Origin of the sequence: Gardnerella sp. KA00718 (assembly GCF_049244285.1) — a bacterium.
Lineage (GTDB): Bacteria > Actinomycetota > Actinomycetes > Actinomycetales > Bifidobacteriaceae > Bifidobacterium > Bifidobacterium vaginale.
Window position 1 is genome coordinate 1,021,514 of the sequence record NZ_CP058370.1, and the last position, 18,072, is coordinate 1,039,585.

15 protein-coding genes are annotated in these 18,072 nt (G+C 40.9%); 2 read left to right on the top strand and 13 right to left on the bottom strand.

Annotated elements, in window-relative coordinates:
* Window positions 1–70: 70 nt before the first annotated feature.
* Window positions 71–967 carry a hypothetical protein gene (locus HXT55_RS04135; protein WP_004122116.1) on the top strand — a complete coding sequence of 299 codons (897 nt, stop codon included), beginning with the start codon at window positions 71–73 and terminating at the stop codon, window positions 965–967.
* 148 nt (window positions 968–1,115) lie between these two features.
* Window positions 1,116–1,523 (top strand): hypothetical protein, encoded by a 408-nt coding sequence (locus HXT55_RS04140; protein ID WP_421792799.1) that lies wholly within the window; start codon window positions 1,116–1,118, stop codon window positions 1,521–1,523.
* A gap of 593 nt (window positions 1,524–2,116) precedes the next feature.
* Here the strand turns inward: HXT55_RS04140 and HXT55_RS04145 are convergent.
* The 13 genes from HXT55_RS04145 to carB form a co-directional block, all read right to left on the bottom strand.
* Window positions 2,117–2,953: an HAD hydrolase family protein gene (locus HXT55_RS04145; protein WP_101886451.1), complete on the bottom strand. Its 837-nt coding sequence runs from the start codon at window positions 2,951–2,953 to the stop codon at window positions 2,117–2,119.
* 129 nt (window positions 2,954–3,082) lie between these two features.
* Window positions 3,083–3,331 (bottom strand): preprotein translocase subunit SecG, encoded by a 249-nt coding sequence (gene secG, locus HXT55_RS04150; protein WP_004115170.1) that lies wholly within the window; start codon window positions 3,329–3,331, stop codon window positions 3,083–3,085.
* Between the two features lie 59 nt (window positions 3,332–3,390).
* Window positions 3,391–4,188: a triose-phosphate isomerase gene (gene tpiA, locus HXT55_RS04155; protein WP_421792539.1), complete on the bottom strand. Its 798-nt coding sequence runs from the start codon at window positions 4,186–4,188 to the stop codon at window positions 3,391–3,393.
* 105 nt (window positions 4,189–4,293) lie between these two features.
* Window positions 4,294–5,499, bottom strand: coding sequence for a phosphoglycerate kinase (locus HXT55_RS04160; protein ID WP_014554603.1), 1,206 nt, complete (start codon window positions 5,497–5,499; stop codon window positions 4,294–4,296).
* A 215-nt stretch (window positions 5,500–5,714) separates the two neighbouring features.
* Window positions 5,715–6,653, bottom strand: coding sequence for a DNA-binding protein WhiA (whiA, locus tag HXT55_RS04165; RefSeq protein WP_004111755.1), 939 nt, complete (start codon window positions 6,651–6,653; stop codon window positions 5,715–5,717).
* Between the two features lie 175 nt (window positions 6,654–6,828).
* Window positions 6,829–7,728 (bottom strand): RNase adapter RapZ, encoded by a 900-nt coding sequence (gene rapZ, locus HXT55_RS04170; RefSeq protein ID WP_014554604.1) that lies wholly within the window; start codon window positions 7,726–7,728, stop codon window positions 6,829–6,831.
* A complete protein-coding gene (locus tag HXT55_RS04175) occupies window positions 7,725–8,849 on the bottom strand; it encodes a shikimate dehydrogenase (RefSeq protein WP_004117195.1) in 1,125 nt (374 codons plus the stop codon). Before HXT55_RS04175 ends, rapZ begins: the two co-directional genes overlap by 4 nt.
* Before the next feature lie 46 nt (window positions 8,850–8,895).
* A complete protein-coding gene (locus tag HXT55_RS04180; protein ID WP_103013154.1) occupies window positions 8,896–11,346 on the bottom strand; it encodes a primosome assembly protein PriA in 2,451 nt (816 codons plus the stop codon).
* A gap of 25 nt (window positions 11,347–11,371) precedes the next feature.
* The gene (gene metK / locus HXT55_RS04185; RefSeq protein WP_004138151.1) at window positions 11,372–12,598 is read right to left on the bottom strand and encodes a methionine adenosyltransferase; all 1,227 of its coding nucleotides are present in this window, start codon (window positions 12,596–12,598) and stop codon (window positions 11,372–11,374) included.
* Between the two features lie 113 nt (window positions 12,599–12,711).
* The gene (gene rpoZ / locus HXT55_RS04190; protein WP_004111763.1) at window positions 12,712–12,996 is read right to left on the bottom strand and encodes a DNA-directed RNA polymerase subunit omega; all 285 of its coding nucleotides are present in this window, start codon (window positions 12,994–12,996) and stop codon (window positions 12,712–12,714) included.
* A 109-nt stretch (window positions 12,997–13,105) separates the two neighbouring features.
* The gene (gene gmk / locus HXT55_RS04195) at window positions 13,106–13,723 is read right to left on the bottom strand and encodes a guanylate kinase (RefSeq protein WP_004111764.1); all 618 of its coding nucleotides are present in this window, start codon (window positions 13,721–13,723) and stop codon (window positions 13,106–13,108) included.
* A gap of 22 nt (window positions 13,724–13,745) precedes the next feature.
* Window positions 13,746–14,645, bottom strand: a complete 900-nt coding sequence (gene pyrF / locus HXT55_RS04200) for an orotidine-5'-phosphate decarboxylase (protein WP_004111765.1) — start codon at window positions 14,643–14,645, stop codon at window positions 13,746–13,748.
* A 3-nt stretch (window positions 14,646–14,648) separates the two neighbouring features.
* Window positions 14,649–18,044, bottom strand: a complete 3,396-nt coding sequence (gene carB, locus HXT55_RS04205) for a carbamoyl-phosphate synthase large subunit (RefSeq protein ID WP_004111766.1) — start codon at window positions 18,042–18,044, stop codon at window positions 14,649–14,651.
* Window positions 18,045–18,072: the final 28 nt, after the last annotated feature.

Genomic DNA, 18,072 nt, shown 5'->3' on the forward strand with positions numbered 1-18,072 from the left:
TCTATGTGAAGAACTATGATGTTTGCTGAGAATAGTGCCCTATATGGTAGAAAGAAGGATGGTGAATAACATGGGAAGTATTGTTTTAGAATTACAGAATGAAATTGTGTCATCAAATTGCGATGTTGTTAATATATTACGCAAAGCACATTTGATTGCATCAAAATTAAAGCTTGCTGATTTTGATCAATGGATTCAACACGAATTAAATGGTTATCCTGACCCAGAATCTTGCCCTGAGTATAGAAAGGTTCGTGGAAGTTTAAAAACTTTCAATCCTTATCGCGGTTGGATTCCAACCTCAATACAGGATAATGAATACGAAAAAAAGATTTGTGAAAGAAAGTTAGTAAATTCAATTTCTGAAATCATTTCTTTATGTCAGTCCTCAGGAAATGTATTAACTTTAGATTTTTCAGGCGAACAACTTGCATTGTTTGATAAAATGGCTGATTCGCTACTTCCAATGGATTATGCATTACATGTACCTACAACTGCAGTTAAAGACATTGAAGAAAAAGTCAAAAATACTATTTTAGAATGGACATTGAAATTAGAATCGGAAGGTATTGTAGGGGAAAATATGGTTTTCTCTGAGACTGAAAAAGAATCCGCAGTGAACATGCCGCAAACCGTGAATAATTATTACGGGAATACAAGTGTGATCAATTCGCCATCCGATAATGTACAGATAGTGTCTGGAAGTGAGAATACAGTTACATTTTCCTATGATAAAGTTAAGGATGTAGTTGATGCCGTTGAAAAAAGTATTAGTGAATCTGATTTATCAAAAGAGGATATAGAAACCGCAACAGAATTATTAGCTGACATCAAATTAAAAATTGAAGAAGAGAAGAAACCGCATATTTTAAAATCAGCATTGGTTGGACTAAAAGACTTTTTAATTAATACAGGTGCCAGCGTTACTGCAGTGTTAATACAAGCTCAAATACAAGGTTTGTTCTAAAAATCTCAAATACTATTTCGGTATCTGAGTATAAGAAAACGGCCACACAGAGTATCTCTACTCTTGTATGGTCGTTTTATTTCTTATGTTCCCGCTTAAAGGCTTTCAGTTGGTTTTCTTTTAATCCCTTACTGAACACTCCTTTAGAATTAGTATTTTAGTCTTATTATGTATGGTTGCCTTACTCGCAGTTATTATTGGAAATTTTTACTTAAAATATAAATTCCCATTAAAAGAAGATGTGACATATTATGTAGCAGTATTTTTTATTGGACTTGAACTTGTATCTGTATTCTACATGTCAATGCTTGGTAGAGCATATAGAAATAGAGATATATTGGAGAAGATGCATACTAAAGAAACAGATGAAAGAATGATATTAATAAAGATGAAGTCAGGATCAAATATAATACCTATATTTTCAATGGCTATTGTAACTGTTTCTTTATTTGTAGCATATGTAAGTTATGAAGCCTTTTTAGCGTTAATAATAGTTGCATTTGTGCAAATAATATTTTCTAAATTATTAAAAGTATATTGGTCAAAAAAGATTTAAAAATATCATAGTAAAGGTATTAGACGATAGACAGTTAAAACTCTATCGTCTTTTTTATACTCAAAATTAGGATGTAAAAATGGTAAGGATAAGAATCCCCACTTAAAACAATTTAACATATAAGACTTTTAGCGATTGAAATATAAGTTCAGTCGCTTTGTTAATTGAAATTTGTAGATTAAGGAGAAGAAATTAATGGATAGAGAAATGATAATTTAGCTGCCTAATCTTCGATTGTCGCTTGCCCGTTCATGAGCATAGTAGGTAAAAGCCAATCACGGAGAGCTATCAAAGCTCTATTTTCGCGTTGATTATACGATATAGTCGTATAATCAGGCATATCCAATGCTATTAAACACCTTAAGTTCAATCTCATTTGGAATATAAATGGGTCGATTATTAACTAGTGGTTTATCACAAGAAAGTACAGCATCACCACTAATGAAAAATGGGTATTCTCCATTGAGATCTTTAGCTGCTCCGACTTTAATGGTAGATTTCTTCTCTTCACTGATAATGTCACCAAGCTTTCCGTTTGACTCTCTACGAAAGAATTCGTCACACAACTTCGCCGGTAACGAAAGGTGGGTTATTCACAATCTAGTAAAAAGATTTGAATTAAGCCAGGTAGCAACGCCATTATTGTTGTTGGAATCACAAACCTCGTCCGCAATCGCAAGCAACCGAGGATTACTATTCGATACCGCTACACCGTATCCCCCTGCGCGGAACATGTCTATATCTATAATATCGTCTCCAAAAACGACTGTGCGGCTCGGCTTCACACCCAAACGATTGCAAATAACGTTCAAAGCATGCCCCTTGTTTGCAAGAGGATTCGTAAGCATCCACAAAACATCTTCGCTAATGTGTAGCGAAAAATCGGTTGGAAGAATGCTCTGAAGTTTTTCCTTCTCACTCTCTCGAGGAACAATAATAATCTTGTCTGCAATGCCACTTGGAACATTAGAAAAATCGGTAATAACAAAATCCTGCTCGTTCCAAAGCATACGAACATCAAAATTAGTGTAACGAACATCGTTCATAACAATGCCAATGCGAAGCGTAGGAATCTCATTAAGCAAGCGCAAACACACACTACAAGCATGTTGAGAATCAAATCCAAAACGCGTAAGAGTATCAAGGCTTCTTTGCGAAGTAAGCTCACCTATCGTGCTGTGAGCACAGTCAAAATCAATAAGAGCACCATTAAGGTACGCGCAAACTTGAGCATTCAAATCGTGAATAAAATCAAAAGCACTTCCAACAGGTCGAGCAGTAATAATCGCAAGCGGAATTCCACATTCACTCAAACGCTTAGAAGCGCTAACAGTTTCTTGGCTTAAATATCTGCTTTCAAAAGCATTAGCATCATGAAGCATAGTGCCATCAAGATCTGCTACCACAAGAGAAGGAGAAAAATGAAGCATAACAATAACCTAATGTATTTTAATTAGTCTAACATCTTCTAACATCTTAAAAAGCATAGCAAAATGTACACCTGCTCTGCTTATAAAACAAAAGCGCGCAATCTTTCGACTACGCGCTTAAAAGAATACTTAGATAAGTGAGAACTTAGTCATAAGATTCAAGGCAACAATAACAGCCACCCAAATCAACGCTATAATAACAGTCCAACGATTCAAGTTCTTTTCTGCAACACCAGAGCTACCAGCGTTCTTCGTTAAACCGCCGCCGAACATGTCGGAAAGACCGCCGCCCTTGCCCTTGTGCATCAAAATCAACAATGTCAACAAAATGCTGGTCAGCACAAGCAACACTTGCAAAACAATTTTCACAGCGGACACAAGTAACCTCCTGTTTTAGAGTACTTTGTAAAGCATAGTAAAAGCCATTGACCTATGTATTAAATTCGATTTTTGTAAGACGACAATTGAACAATAGTAGCTAATTCCTCAACGTCTAAAGAAGCTCCACCAATAAGAAATCCATCAACGTCTGGCTCACAAATAAGACTTGCTGCATTAGAAGACGTTACAGAGCCGCCATAAAGTATTCTAACTTTTTGTGATACAGTATCCCCGAAAGTTTCCTGCAGATCATCCCTAATAGCCTTAGCAGCATCTTGAGCAGACTGTGCTGTAGCTACCATTCCAGTTCCAATAGCCCAAACTGGTTCGTATGCAATAATCAAACGCTCTGCCTGCTTAGAATCCAAATCGCGAGTAACGTCATGAACCTGTCCAACTGCAAAATCAAGCTCTATACCCTGCTTGCGCTCTTCAAAACTTTCACCAACGCAAAGAATAGGTTGCATTCCAGCAGCAAGCACAGCTCGCACTTGGTCAACAATATTCGCATCATCTTCTGGATGATACTTACGTCGCTCAGAATGACCTACAATCACCATTGAGCAGCCCAAGCTTGCAAGCATATCTGCAGAAACATCTCCAGTAAACGCGCCTTGAGCTGTAACGGAAACTGCTTGCGCGCCATAAAGAATAGGAAGATTATCAGACTCAACTAATACTTGCACACTTCTCAAGGACGTAAACGATGGCATAAGAGCAATATCGCATTTTTTACAATCGAAGCGAGAATCACATAGACGCCACCAGAATTTTTGAATAAAATGAGTGGCTTCGAGGTGATTAAAATTCATCTTCCAATTGCCTGCAACTAGCGGTTTCCTATTGACAACCATAATCACCCTTAAGAATTAGTTATAAAGATAAAATTAACATTATGCCGACCCCGATCTACAAAAAGAATTTATAAAATCGAAGTCGGCACAATATTTTAAAGTCACTTACTCAAGCACGCTCAAACCTGGAAGCGTCTTACCTTCCAAGAACTCGAGTGAAGCGCCACCACCAGTGGATATGTGAGAGAAGCCATCTTCTGGGAATCCAAGATTACGAACTGCAGAAGCGGAATCTCCACCACCGACAATAGTGAAAGTGCCGTTCTTCGTTGCATCAACCAAACCCTGAGCTACAGCGCGAGTACCAGCAGCAAACTCTGCAACTTCGAACACGCCCATTGGTCCATTCCAAACAACAGTCTTGGAATCAACAATCTTGTCGTGGAAAAGCTTTTGAGAATCAGGGCCAATATCCAAGCCCATCTTGTCTGCTGGAATAGCATCCGCTGGAACAACTTCTGGAGCAACAGGAGTATCGCCTGCTGGGAAGCCAGCGTTCACAACAATATCGGTTGGAAGAACAACCTCAACGCCATTCTTCTTAGCAGTTTCGATATATCCCTTAACTTTCTCTAGCTGATCCTCTTCAAGCAAAGAAGTACCAACTTCATGACCCAAAGCCTTAAGGAATGTGAACACCATTCCGCCACCAATAACAAGACGGTCAGCCTTAGAAAGCAAGTTTTCAATAACGCCAAGCTTGTCGGAAACCTTAGATCCACCAAGCACAACAGTCAAAGGACGCTCTGGATTTTCGGTTGCGCGAGAAAGTGCCTTAACTTCCTTCTCAACAAGCAAGCCAGCAGCAGCTGGAAGATCGGCAGCAACATCGTAATTTGAACCCTGGGCGCGGTGAACAACACCGAAACCGTCGGAAACAAAAACTTCTCCAAGAGCAGCAATCTTCTTAGCGTATTCAGCGCGTTCGGACGCATCCTTACTGGTTTCTTCAGCGTTGAAACGAACGTTTTCAAGCAACACAACGTCGCCATTATTCATGGCAGCTACCTTAGCCTGAGCATCTTCACCATAAGTATCTGCAGCCAAAACAACATTAACACCAAGAAGTTCACCTAAGCGAGCCGCTACTGGAGCCAAAGAGAGCTCTGGAACAACCTGACCCTTTGGACGTCCAAGATGGGCCATTAAAATAACCTTGGCACCCTGCTCACGCAAAGCTTTAATCGTTGGTAAAGCAGCCTTGATTCGACCATCGTCTGTGATAGTCGTGCCCTTGAGAGGAACATTAAAATCAGCACGAACAAGTACGCGCTTGCCGCTCAAATCTCCCAAATCTTTAAGTGTCTTCATTGGTATCCTTTCCAAAACATGATTCAACCAATCATGATGGCGAATTTAACAAGAAAAAAGACGAAAGCAAAGCTAAAACGTCTATAAATTCCATGAGCAATTATATCGCATGTGCGCAACAAGCACGCCCAAAATTAGATAATAAAAAACTACAAAAAATGCCGCATACTCAAAGTATGCGGCCAATACGAATAAATACTCAGTCAAAAAAGCAATTACATTCGCGACTTTTCTACCTTAGCGCAAAGCTGCAAAAGCCTACGAATACGACCAGCAACAGCATCCTTTGTAATCGGAGGATCCGCTAAATGACCAAGTTCTTCTAGACTTGCATCACTATGCTGCAGTCGCAACTTTCCTGCCATCAAAAGATTTTCTGGAATATCGTCCCCAAGAACATCGAAAGCGTGACGAACCTTTTCGCAAGCTTCTGCAGCAGCTTTAGCACTTCTGCGCATATTAGCATCATCAAAGTTTGCCAGTCGATTAGCTTTGCCTCTTGCTTCACCATCAGAACGCTTACCAGTCCATTCTCGAGCAGAACGAGGAGCTCCAATCAAAATCAGCATACGCTCAATAGCGTCAGAATCTCTCAAAGTAACACGCTCAGAGCTTTTAACTTTGCGCGCCTTTGCACCAACTCCGAGTCGTGCTGCCATTGCTTGCAACGCTGTAGCAGCCTCATGAGTTGGGCAAACAATCTCTAAATAGCTTGCCTTTCCAGGATCGGATATAGCCCCATGAGCTAAGAAAGCACCTCTCCACGCAGCTTTAACCTGCGCAATACTTCCACCAACAATTTCAGGGGCAAGACCAGCAACGATATGCATACGACGGTCCAACAAACCTGATTGTAGAGCCAAAGCTGCAGCACCTCGCTCCACAAGAACATCGTAACGAGTAACAACACCTGTAGGAGTCTGACGAGTAGTTTGAGAAATCGTTGCTTCTCTTTGGAAACACGTCACAAGCGTATCTACAAGCCATTGCGCTGCGCTTAGAGAATCAAACTGTGCACGAATCACAGCCTGATTATTAACCGGCCTTAAGCCGCCACCAAAACGCATCATTGCTGCTGCCTGAGCCATAACAACCGCTGGTAGCTCACTATTATTTGCGACGAGTTCGTTCTTTACGTCGTCAAGAAGAGCCAAGGGAAACCTCCTATTTTGTTCTTCTTAGAGTATGCGTTGGGATTCATACAAGATGCCGTTGCACGATGTGCAAAACACCTACATGCTCGGCTTTCTGTGATACCCAATGACTTGGACATTTTACCTTTTTATAGTTCTACTTTTTATATTACATAATCCTATAGGAGAAACTAAATCATGTTCTAGATCTCATCTCTCTAGCAGATACTGTAACCTGCAATCCTCTTAATTTTAGTCTTCTTGCAAGCTCTATGCTAATAGCTACAGACCTATGCTGACCCCCAGTGCATCCAACAGCAATTGTTACATAATGCTTATCTTCTTTTGCAAAACCATCAATTGCCGTAAGAAGAGCTTTTTCGTAAGAGTCTAAGAATTCTATTGCCGCTGGATTTTTAAGAACATAATCGCTAACTGCTTTATCTTTTCCAGTTAAATCCCTAAGCTCTGGAATCCAAAATGGATTGGGCAAAAATCGCATATCTGCCACAAAATCGGCGTCCATAGGCATTCCGTACTTGAACCCAAAACTAAAAATGTGAACAGATACAGTAGAAGATCCTTTTCCAAGCAACCCCTCATAAAGTTTAGTGGAAAGCTGATGAATACTAAGATTTGAAGTATCGATAATAATATCCGCGCAATCTTTAAGATGACCTAAAAGCTCACGCTCTTCCAAAATACCATCTATAAGTCTTCCTCCGCGCTGCAAAGGATGTGGTCTGCGCACTGACTCATATCTTTTAATGAGCACAGAATCAGATGCATCTAAAAATAGTATTCGAGTTTTTACGCCTAAATCATCTATATGACCCAAAACAACAAATAAATCATCAAAATATCCGCGTGATCTTACGTCAATAACTGCTGCAAGCTTATGAACTTTAGATCCAGAAGATGTCATCATGTCTACAAGAGGGATGAGTAACTTTGGAGGAAGATTATCAATAACATACCAGCCCATGTCTTCCAAAGCATTTGCTGCATGAGATCTGCCAGCGCCGCTCATGCCAGTAATGAGCATTACTTCAAAATCGCTTGCCACCTGCGAGAATTCACTATTTTCAGTGATCATAACGCCTCCTTCAATGCTTTTTCCATGCAACTTCTTATGTAATCGTAATCTGTAGCCTTGTCAGATTGGTGTTTGATTATGCAAGAATCATCACACGAATCATCACTTGAATGCCTATAATCAAAAGTCATGAGTTTTACTTGATCTAGTGCTTGATATAAAAGCATTTCTTCTCCACCAATACCCATGCCATATTTTCTCCAAACTTTAAGCATCTGGCTTGGTCGAGGATCATATACAACGTCTAGCAAAGCTCCTAAATGTTTTATTGACTTTTCCTTGCAATATTCACACAAAGCGAGCGCTAATCCGTCTGCTATATGAGCAGGAACAGTGCTTATAACAATATCTGCGTTTACAATTGCTTCAATTGCATCCAACGAAGAAATAGATTCTAGAATGTGAGATTTATCACATTTTTCTATATCTTGCGATATTTTTATAAACTCAGGATCAATAGTAGGGAATTCTATACCGCAAACAGGCTTGTAGCCACGTTTGTTTTTAAGATTCAAGTTAGACGGCTCTATTCTTCTGCTATTTGGAAAATCCAATTTATATTTATCTACTAAATCGTTAAATCTACTAACGCCTTTAACAGTTTTACCATCGCTTTGCAATCTTGCAACAACACTAACTTTACTCAATTTTGAACCTTGAGCAATTTCTATTAAAGCTGCCATTGCAGAAGACGCAGTGTTTCCGCTGCCAATAATAACCGCACTTTTAGCGTTTAATATTTGAGACTTTAAAGAGTGTATTAACGCCATTACAATACCATTTACATCTGTGTTACAAAGCTCAATCGTCTCAGGATTTTCTAAGCATGGCTTTTTACTAAACACAGCAGTATTTGCAACACCAAGCGTTTTAGACCAATAATCGCAAGCTACACCTAGGCTCATAATTGTTTTTTTAAGTGGCATTGTAAGGCTTAAGCCTTTCCAAGAATCGTCAAGATTTGCAATAAAATCTTTTAAGTCTTCCTCGCTAACTTTTTCTTTACCATAATGCCAATTATTTAAGCCCAATGCCTTATATGCAGCATTGTGTAGAACTGGAGATAGAGAGTGCGATATAGGATTGCCCAAAACCGCGCAATTGTAGCATTTTTCAACCATTTTAACCTCTTTATTTATAAGTCTTTATTAATAAGTTTATGCGATTTTACAAATCCTTAGGATCCACACTAAATTTTAATTCACCATTTTTTCGCATTGCAAAATGCTTTGCACATTCTTTTTTCAAACGATTAACTAATTCATCTCTATACTCTAATGGCACTCTTACAACTGCTTTAACTCTGTCGTTTAACTCTTCAAAGCGTTGAGAATTTTGCTCGTGCAATGTTGAAGGAGGCTTCATTGGAACAATTCCAAGTAAAGGTGGAAGATATTCGGATTCACTCGAATCGCCTGAAACCACAGATTCACTATCTTTAGTTTCGACTTTTAACATTGGAAGATTACTAGAACTATCTAAATCACCATTTTTGCTTACAACTTTTGTAATATCTTCGCTTACATCTACACTCATTGCGCCAATCGCATTAAGCGTATCTACTACAGCCTGCCTAAAACCCCATATTCTTGCGACACATACAGTTGGCGGAAGAAGTGCTTCACTTCTTTCTTGCAACTCTTGTTTAGAAAGAATTGATGAATCCCATTCTTCCAAAGATTTAGCGAGAATATCGTAAGTTTCACCCAAAATAAGAACGCTTCCACCTCTGTTTTTTGACGCACACATTGAAGCTGCTTTCATCCAAGCATTCAAAGTGTCTATTCGAGAATCTAAACCAGTGTTGTAAAGACTCGTCCACGCGTCTAAAATCGCAACAAGACCATATTCTCCGCAAGAATTTTTAGATGAGCTTAAAACTCGAGGTTCTGCTCCTAAAGTACAAATGACAATCATCGGCTTCTGGTCAATCCACTCTATAACACCACTTTTCTGCTTCGCGGAAGATATAATAATTGGAACATCATTGAAAATCTTAAATATTTCTTTGGCAGTAAAATTGACGCCAACACGAATAGCCTCGATAAAGTTAGATCCACTAGAACAATTCGAGCACTTCCAGCCAATCGCAGCACTTCCACACCATGCGCATTTAGGAGCAGAACCATCTATAGGTAAGTCAAGAGGACCTGTACAGCGTTTACAACGAGCCATACTATGGCATTTTTTGCATGCAGCACGCTGAACAGTATCGTCTTGTGCTGTAACAAGTAAAACAGGCAGATTTGCGTCTAAAGTTTGTCTAATCGACGCTAGTGCAGTATACGGTATTCTAGATCCTGCACTCGGGTCATTTATCTTATTAAGGTTATCCAAATTAAGTAGACGAACCCATGGGCAAGCATTACTAACAATAGTATTAAATGGTTTAATTTCAATTAAAGGTCCACTTACTTTTGCAGCAAGATTTTTTCCTTTTAATTCGTTTTGACTTATTACGCTTCTAGCAAAAGACATTGTTATGAAAACGCCATTATGATTTTGTGTGCGCAATCGCATAACTCCTCTAGCTTGAGCGTAAGGCATCATACCATCTGCGTACTGATATGCGCTATCTTCTACAATCACAAAAAGCGCTTGCGACTCAACTGGTGCATACATTGCAGATCTTGTTCCTAAAACACATGGAACAATTCCTTTTTCTATAGCTCTCCACGCTCTATACCTGTCTGCTGGAGAATCATATGCGCAAAGACGAGCAACATCTCCACTTAAAGTTCCACTTGGATTCTGCGATTTTTTATAAGGTTTAAGACCATAAACCATAAGGGCACGCATAACATCGTTTACTTCGCGAATTGTAGGAAGAACAACAGCAACTTGACGACCAGCTCTTATTGCAGTTACAATAATCCACGCTAAATCCTGAGCCCATCTCATTGCTCCTGGTAAGGCATCTATAAGAAAAGCTTTGCAATTATTCTTATAATTATTCGAAAGCGAACTATTTTCATGATGCAAATAATACGGTTTATGAACATCTTCTAAGGATTGTTTAAGAAGATTCGCATTATTGTATGTTGCAATCATACGAGCATATGTTGTTTTTCTAAGATTCTCACTTCCATCGTATTGAGATATCGCGCAAGTATCATTAGACCTAAAATTTTTTTGTAATTCATTAATCCATTTTACTCTTTTAGATAAATGAATATCGTCCAGCAAATTTTCTTTATCTACACCAGCAATTCTTCTAGGTAAAGCAAGTCTAATAATATTAGCTCTTGTTCCACCATAAGCATCAGCTATTGAAGAAATATCTTCCATAAAAGATTTAGAAACTACTTCCCCTATTGGAATAATTTTTTCAATAAACTTTAATGAAGATATTGGTGTTGTGCTTGATTCACTCCTACTCCAAATAATTCCATTTACGCGTCTAGTACCAAATTTTACGCGGACCATACACCCTGGCTTAGCGTAATCATCCTGATCTTTGCTAACAATGTAATCAAAAGTTTTACCGAGATGAGATGCTTGAACATCCAGCACAATATGAGCAATAGGGCAATTATCAGCTTGACTCTGGGTTGAATCACTCTTCTTACGCCTACGTGGTTTGCGCGCTAAACCATCAAGTGAAGGCTGCTCAAGCATTAGCACATCCTTTTAAATCCTCAAATCAATTTTTTAAAGATTTTACCTCATTCTTAATCTGATCAACACGATTAAGTCTTTCCCAAGGAAAATCAACATCTGTTCTTCCAAAATGTCCATAAGCAGAAGTTTTCGAGTAGATTGGTCGAAGCAAATCAAGCTCGTCGATAATTGCTGCTGGGCGTAAATCAAAGACTTTTCGAACAATCTTAGAAATATCTGAACGAGTAATTCCATTAGCTTCGGTGCCAAAAGTTTCTACATTCACGCTAACAGGCTCTGCAATTCCAATCGCATATGCAACTTGTACCTCTATTTTATGGGCTAAACCTGCGGCAACAAGATTCTTAGCAACCCAACGCGCAGCATAGGCTGCAGAACGATCCACTTTACTAGGGTCTTTGCCAGAAAAAGCTCCACCACCATGATGTGCAGCCCCTCCATAAGTGTCTACAATAATTTTTCTGCCTGTTAAACCAGAATCTGCTGCAGGACCACCCAAAACAAAAGATCCAGTTGGATTTACAAGCATTCTGTAATCATTATGATTTACGTTTTTCCCTAACACTTTGTTAAGAACAGGCTCTACAACGTTTTGGACAAGTTGATTTCTAAGCCAATCATGACTCACATCTGGGTCATGCTGTGTTGAAATAAGAACAGTATCTAAACGAACAGGGTTCCCAAATTCATCATATTCGATTGTAACCTGTGTTTTACCGTCTGGTCTAAGTTTAGATACAATTCCAGATTTTCGCACGTAGGATAGGCGCTGGGCAAGCTGATGAGCTAGATATATTGGAAGTGGCATATAAGCGTCTGTCTCATCGCTAGCATATCCAAACATAACGCCTTGATCGCCTGCGCCTTGGCTTTTATAACGATCTTCTTTAGACGCAATACTTTCGGATTCTAAATCTAATCTAGAAACACCTTGATTTATCTCCGCGCTTTGCTCAGTTAGCGAAACCATTACTCCACATGAATCAGCATCCAATCCAACAGTTGAACTGTTGTATCCTACTTCGCGTACAACTTTTCTAACAATGCCTGGTATGTCGGTGTATACTTCTCCCCTAACTTCCCCGAAGACTACAAATTGTCCTACGCATGCACAAACTTCAACAGCAACATGCGCATGAGAATCTTGACGAAGCATATCATCTAGAATCGCATCTGCAATCTGATCACAAAGCTTATCAGGATGACCTTCTGTAACAGATTCTGCAGAAATAAGTTTAGCTTCCGACATAACTCCCCTTTAATTAAAAAATTAAAACTTATGCGCTAAAACCAATAACAGCCGCATATCCAATACCAACAAGCATAGGATAATACGGCTGCAATTAAAAATGTAAAGAAAACTTAATTTCCCTCATTCATATCATCTTCACCAAGATTCTCCACCAGCAAACCTTTATTAATTTCTCGGAATGCTATAGAAAGAGGCTTCTCCTGGTTTCTATAATCAACAAGAGGACCGACGTTCTGCAACAATCCTTCGTTAAGCTGAGTGAAATAAGAATTAATCTGCCGTGCTCGTTTTGCGGCAAACAAGGCAAGCGCATACTTGGAATCCGCATGCTGCATCAAATCATCAATAGGCGGATTTGCAAGTCCCGTAGGTGTTGGCTTAGTGCCCAATGCCATAATGTTCTCCATATTCTATGGTGCCACAATAGTTTCCAAGTAGACTATTGTAAGCTATTGCAAGGATATTTAGGAATTACTCATTTAGATTAATCTAAATTAATTTAAATTAATCTAAATCGTATTCTTTAGCTATTATCTTCCAAAGTTCATCTGCAGCGCGCTGAGCATCGTCATTAACAATCACAAAATCAAACTCGCTAGACGCAGCCATTTCTACTTTAGCGGTTTGCAAACGCTTAGCCTGCTGCTCAGGAGTTTCAGTGCCTCTACCAATAAGTCGACGCTTAAGCTCCTCAAAGCTAGGAGGGGCAATAAATACGTATACGACTTCTAAACCTAATCTAGAAGCTTCCTGCTTAACTCTCCTAGCTCCCTGAAGATCAATCTCTAGAAGCGTTGGAACGTTTTGAGCAAGATGATCTAAAACAGGCTGAATTAAAGTGCCATAATGTGCCATTCCATGAACAAGAGCAGTCTCCAGAAACTCTCCGTTCCTCTTCCTGCGCTCAAACTCTTCTTCATCAATGAACCAATAATGAATTCCATTAAACTCATCATAACGAGGTTTTCTGGTAGTCGCAGAAACAGAAAGCCAAATATTAGGATGCTTTTCGCGCAATACTCCCTCAACAGTGCCCTTACCAGCTGCAGTAGGACCAGTAAGAACAATCAAACGCCTTTTAGTAGCGACTGGCATACTCTGTGTATCGTTTAAACTAACCATATTTGACTCTCTTAAATAATTTTCATGAATCCATTAAAGCTTGACGAATATCCCAAGCTATTCGTTCAGTTGCAGTAGATAATGCACCAATATCTGGACCATGAGAAGCAATAGACCTAGAAACTGTTACTAAAACATTTCCATGCGTACCAGCAAAAACCGTTTTCAAATCGTTAGCTTCCGCTCCCTGCCAACCGTACCCTGGAGAAAGAATAGGACCAGTAAAACTCGTTAAATCGATTCCACCGCCATTCATCCAATCTCCAATAGTGGCTCCAACAATTAAGCCAACGGAACCCATGCCCTTTGTATTATTGTTAAAAATTTGCGCAGTTTGAGCAATACCATGAGCAACAGTTGTGCCGCGGTAGGAACCAGTCTGACGAATAGCAGTTTGCAAGCTAGCGCCTTCGCGATTAGACGTTAGAGAAGCAATGAACACGCCCCTGCCATTATTAAGAGCCTCATTAATCAACCCACCCATTGACCTAGCTCCGTAATACGGAAGAAGTGTAATAGCATCAGTAAGAAGAGGCGCATCTGGCTTAAAGTATGCGTCGGCAAGCGCAGAGATTGTTGTAGACAAACCACCATGACCACAATCAACAATAGTAATTACATCCATTTGTCTTGCAGCATACAGCACTCGTTCGAGCGCCGCGAACCCCTTAGACCCGTAACGCTCGAACATGCTCGACTGGAATTTTACGGCAGCAGCTCTGCCGTTCATGGCCTGAAGCATACGCATGGAGAACAATTCTGCTCCTTGAGCATCCATCTTGTATCCCCAATTAAGCAGCATCTTGCGGTGCGGATCTATGCCAACGCATAATGGCCCATATTTTGCCATAGCGTTTTTTAGACGCAATCCAAAATCGGATCTTTGCGCCTGCAATTCCTGCTCTCGTATGCTTTCGGTCATGTATTAAGCCCGACTTTCTTCGTTTTCTGCCTTCTCGATTGCAAACAGTTGCTTTGCATGCTCCTGAATGCTCATCACTTGGTAATCGTTGTTCTTAACAGCTTCTATAGCCATAAGAACTGGTGCAAACTCCGTAATTGTAGTGAATTGCGGAAGGTCTGCTGCAACAGCAGCTGCACGAATAGCATAACCATCTGTACGCGACCCTCTTGAATTCGGCGTGTTCAACACCATATCAATCTTACCATTCTCAATCAGCTCAACCACGTTTTTGCCGATTCTTTCATGCGAAGGCTCAGCATTTCGCACATCCTTCGCCGTGTCGCCAAGGCTAGAAAGCTTATCAACAATAACGGAATCAATGCCGTAACGTCTAAGAACAGATGCCGTACCTTCTGTAGCCCAAATCGTAAATCCAAGCTCTACTAGGCGCACTGCAAGTAGCGGCAATTGTCTTTTATCTGCATCACTTACAGACACAAACACGTTGCCGCTTGTAGGCAAACCGCCCTTGTACGCTGCAAGCTGACTCTTAGCAAAAGCATGTGGGAAGTCGCGGTCAAAGCCCATAACTTCTCCAGTAGAGCGCATCTCTGGTCCGAGCAAAATATCGACTGTGCGACCAACAGGCGTGCGGAAACGTTTGAAAGGCAAGACGGAAGCTTTAATAGCAACTTGCTGGCCTGGGTGAATATCTCCACCATCTCCCTTAGGAAGAAGAAGACCGCGCTTTCGCTGCTGTGCGATTGTTTCCCCAGCCATAATTCGAGCAGCAGCTTTAGCAAGAGCAACTCCCGTAGCTTTAGACGCAAACGGAACAGTACGAGATGCTCGAGGATTTGCCTCAATTACGTACAAAGTGTTTGCCATAAAAGCGTATTGCACATTAATAAGACCACGAACTGAGCATCCGCGAGCAATCGAAAGCGTGCCCTCGCGAAGTCTACGAATTTGATCGTCGGAAAGCGTGCTTGGAGGAAGAGTACAAGCAGCATCACCAGAGTGTACGCCAGCTTCCTCAACATGCTCCATAATTCCGCCAATATAAAGCTCATTGCCGTCGTAAAGTGCGTCAACATCAATCTCAATAGCGTCCTGAAGGAATTTATCAATCAAAAGCGGCGAAGGCAAACGACCAGAAACAACAGTGTCTGCTTGAGCTTCCTGTAAAGCACGATCCACATATTTTGCAAGCTGAGCATCATCGTACACGATTTCCATTCCTCGACCGCCAAGCACATAACTTGGTCGCACAAGAACAGGGTAACCAATTGCGTGAGCAGCATCCTTAGCCTCTTCAAGGCTTAATGCAGTTCCGTAGCGCGGAGCATTCATGCCTTCTTGACGAAGAACCTCACCGAAAAGCTCACGATTTTCCGCCAAATCAATAGCCTCAGGCGTAGTGCCCAAAATTGGAACTCCTGCAGCTTTAAGACGTGCAGCAAGCGAAAGTGGAGTTTGGCCGCCAAGTTGCACAATAACACCTTTAACTGGACCAAGCTTCTTTTCTGCTTGGTAAATTTCGAGCACGTCTTCAAAAGTAAGCGGCTCAAAGTAAAGGCGATCCGACATATCGTAGTCTGTAGAAACTGTTTCAGGATTGCAATTGACCATGATTGTGTCGTAATCCTTACCCAGCTCTTGCACAGCATGAACGCAAGTGTAGTCAAACTCAATACCCTGACCTATTCTGTTTGGACCAGAGCCAAGAATGATTACAGCGTCACGATCGCGTGGCTTAAGCTCGCTTTCGTCAGCGTAGCAAGAATAGTAGTAAGGTGTTACAGCGTCGAACTCGGCAGCGCAAGTGTCAACCGTTTTGTAAACAGGATGCAATCCATACGCCCAACGCAGCTCACGAACCATGTTTTCGCCTTCGTCGCCAAGATTACGCAAATGCGCAATTTGAACATCCGAAAGACCAGCAAGCTTAGCATTCTTTAACACTTTTGGCGTCAAATTTTCTGCTTCACGAACCTCTAAAGCTGTTTTGTTAATTAACGAAAGCTGCTCAACAAACCATGGGTCTATCTTTGTTGCATCAAAAATCTGCTCAGGCGTAGCCCCACCCCAGAGCGCGCGCTGAATTTGCAAGTAGCGGTGCTCGGTTGGAGTATGAATTTCTTCAAGAAGCTTAGCAACTTCTTCTTTACTTGGGCGCTCGCCGTCCCAATTAAAGCAAGCGTGGCGCTTGTCTATTGAGCGCATTGCTTTGCCAAGAGATTCCTGGAAATTCCCAGCCAAAGCCATTGCTTCGCCGACTGACTTCATAGAAGTTGTAAGCGTAGTGTCTGCTCCAGGGAACTTTTCAAAAGCAAAACGCGGAATCTTAGTTACCACATAGTCAATCGTTGGCTCAAAGCTTGCAGGAGTTGAACGCGTAATATCGTTTTGAATTTCGTCCAAAGTGTACCCGAGGGCAAGTTTTGTAGCGATTTTTGCAATCGGGAAACCAGTTGCTTTAGATGCTAGCGCAGAAGAACGCGAAACTCGCGGATTCATTTCGATTACGATAATGCGACCAGTTCGAGGATTGATTGCGAACTGAATATTGCATCCGCCAGTGTCAACGCCAACACCTCGAATAATCGCGATGCCAATATCACGCATCTTTTGATACTCGCGATCTGTTAGCGTAAAGCATGGAGCAACTGTAATCGAGTCGCCTGTGTGAACGCCTACAGGATCAACATTTTCGATTGGGCACACAACAACAACATTGTCTTTGGAATCTCGCATAAGCTCAAGCTCAAATTCCTTCCAACCTTCAATGCCTTCTTCAATAAGCACTTCGTTTGTTGGAGAATAGTGAATGCCTGCTCCTGCAATGCGGTGTAATTCTTCCTGATTGTGAGCAATTCCAGAGCCTAAACCTCCCATTGTGAAGCTTGGACGCACAACAACTGGGTACCCTAGTGTTTCAACAATTTTGTCTACTTCTTCAATTGAGTGAGCAATAAAGGATTTTGCACTTTCTGCCCCAGCTTTTTCAACAACTTTTTTGAAAAGCTCACGGTCTTCTCCGCGGTCGATTGCTTCCAAAGATGCACCAATAAGCTCTACATTGTACTTTTTTAAGATTCCTGCACGACCCAAGTCCATTGCGGCATTAAGAGCAGTTTGACCACCTAATGTTGGAAGAAGCGCATCTGGCTTCTCTTTAGCAATAATGCGCTCCAAAATTGCCGTGTCTATTGGCTCAATATATGTTGCGTCTGCAAGCTCTGGGTCCGTCATAATAGTAGCAGGATTAGAGTTTACAAGAATTACGCGGATTCCTTCTTCGTGAAGTACTCGGCAAGCTTGCGTTCCAGAGTAGTCGAATTCTGCAGCCTGACCAATTACGATTGGACCAGAACCAATAACCATTACGGATTTAATATCAGCACGTTTTGGCATTATAAATTCCTTTTATCCCTTTATACCT

Bases quoted from the DNA above. Each gene is read 5' to 3' on its own strand.
- HXT55_RS04175 (WP_004117195.1), bottom strand. From the start codon at position 8,849: ATGGTTGAAAAATGCTACAATTGCGCGGTTTTGGGCAATCCTATATCG.
- HXT55_RS04135 (WP_004122116.1), top strand. From the start codon at position 71: ATGGGAAGTATTGTTTTAGAATTACAGAATGAAATTGTGTCATCAAAT.
- pyrF (WP_004111765.1), bottom strand. From the start codon at position 14,645: ATGACCGAAAGCATACGAGAGCAGGAATTGCAGGCGCAAAGATCCGAT.
- metK (WP_004138151.1), bottom strand. From the start codon at position 12,598: ATGTCGGAAGCTAAACTTATTTCTGCAGAATCTGTTACAGAAGGTCAT.
- rapZ (WP_014554604.1), bottom strand. From the start codon at position 7,728: ATGATCACTGAAAATAGTGAATTCTCGCAGGTGGCAAGCGATTTTGAA.
- tpiA (WP_421792539.1), bottom strand. From the start codon at position 4,188: ATGGTTGTCAATAGGAAACCGCTAGTTGCAGGCAATTGGAAGATGAAT.
- HXT55_RS04160 (WP_014554603.1), bottom strand. From the start codon at position 5,499: ATGAAGACACTTAAAGATTTGGGAGATTTGAGCGGCAAGCGCGTACTT.
- HXT55_RS04145 (WP_101886451.1), bottom strand. From the start codon at position 2,953: ATGCTTCATTTTTCTCCTTCTCTTGTGGTAGCAGATCTTGATGGCACT.
- carB (WP_004111766.1), bottom strand. From the start codon at position 18,044: ATGCCAAAACGTGCTGATATTAAATCCGTAATGGTTATTGGTTCTGGT.
- gmk (WP_004111764.1), bottom strand. From the start codon at position 13,723: ATGGTTAGTTTAAACGATACACAGAGTATGCCAGTCGCTACTAAAAGG.
- rpoZ (WP_004111763.1), bottom strand. From the start codon at position 12,996: ATGGCATTGGGCACTAAGCCAACACCTACGGGACTTGCAAATCCGCCT.
- HXT55_RS04180 (WP_103013154.1), bottom strand. From the start codon at position 11,346: ATGCTTGAGCAGCCTTCACTTGATGGTTTAGCGCGCAAACCACGTAGG.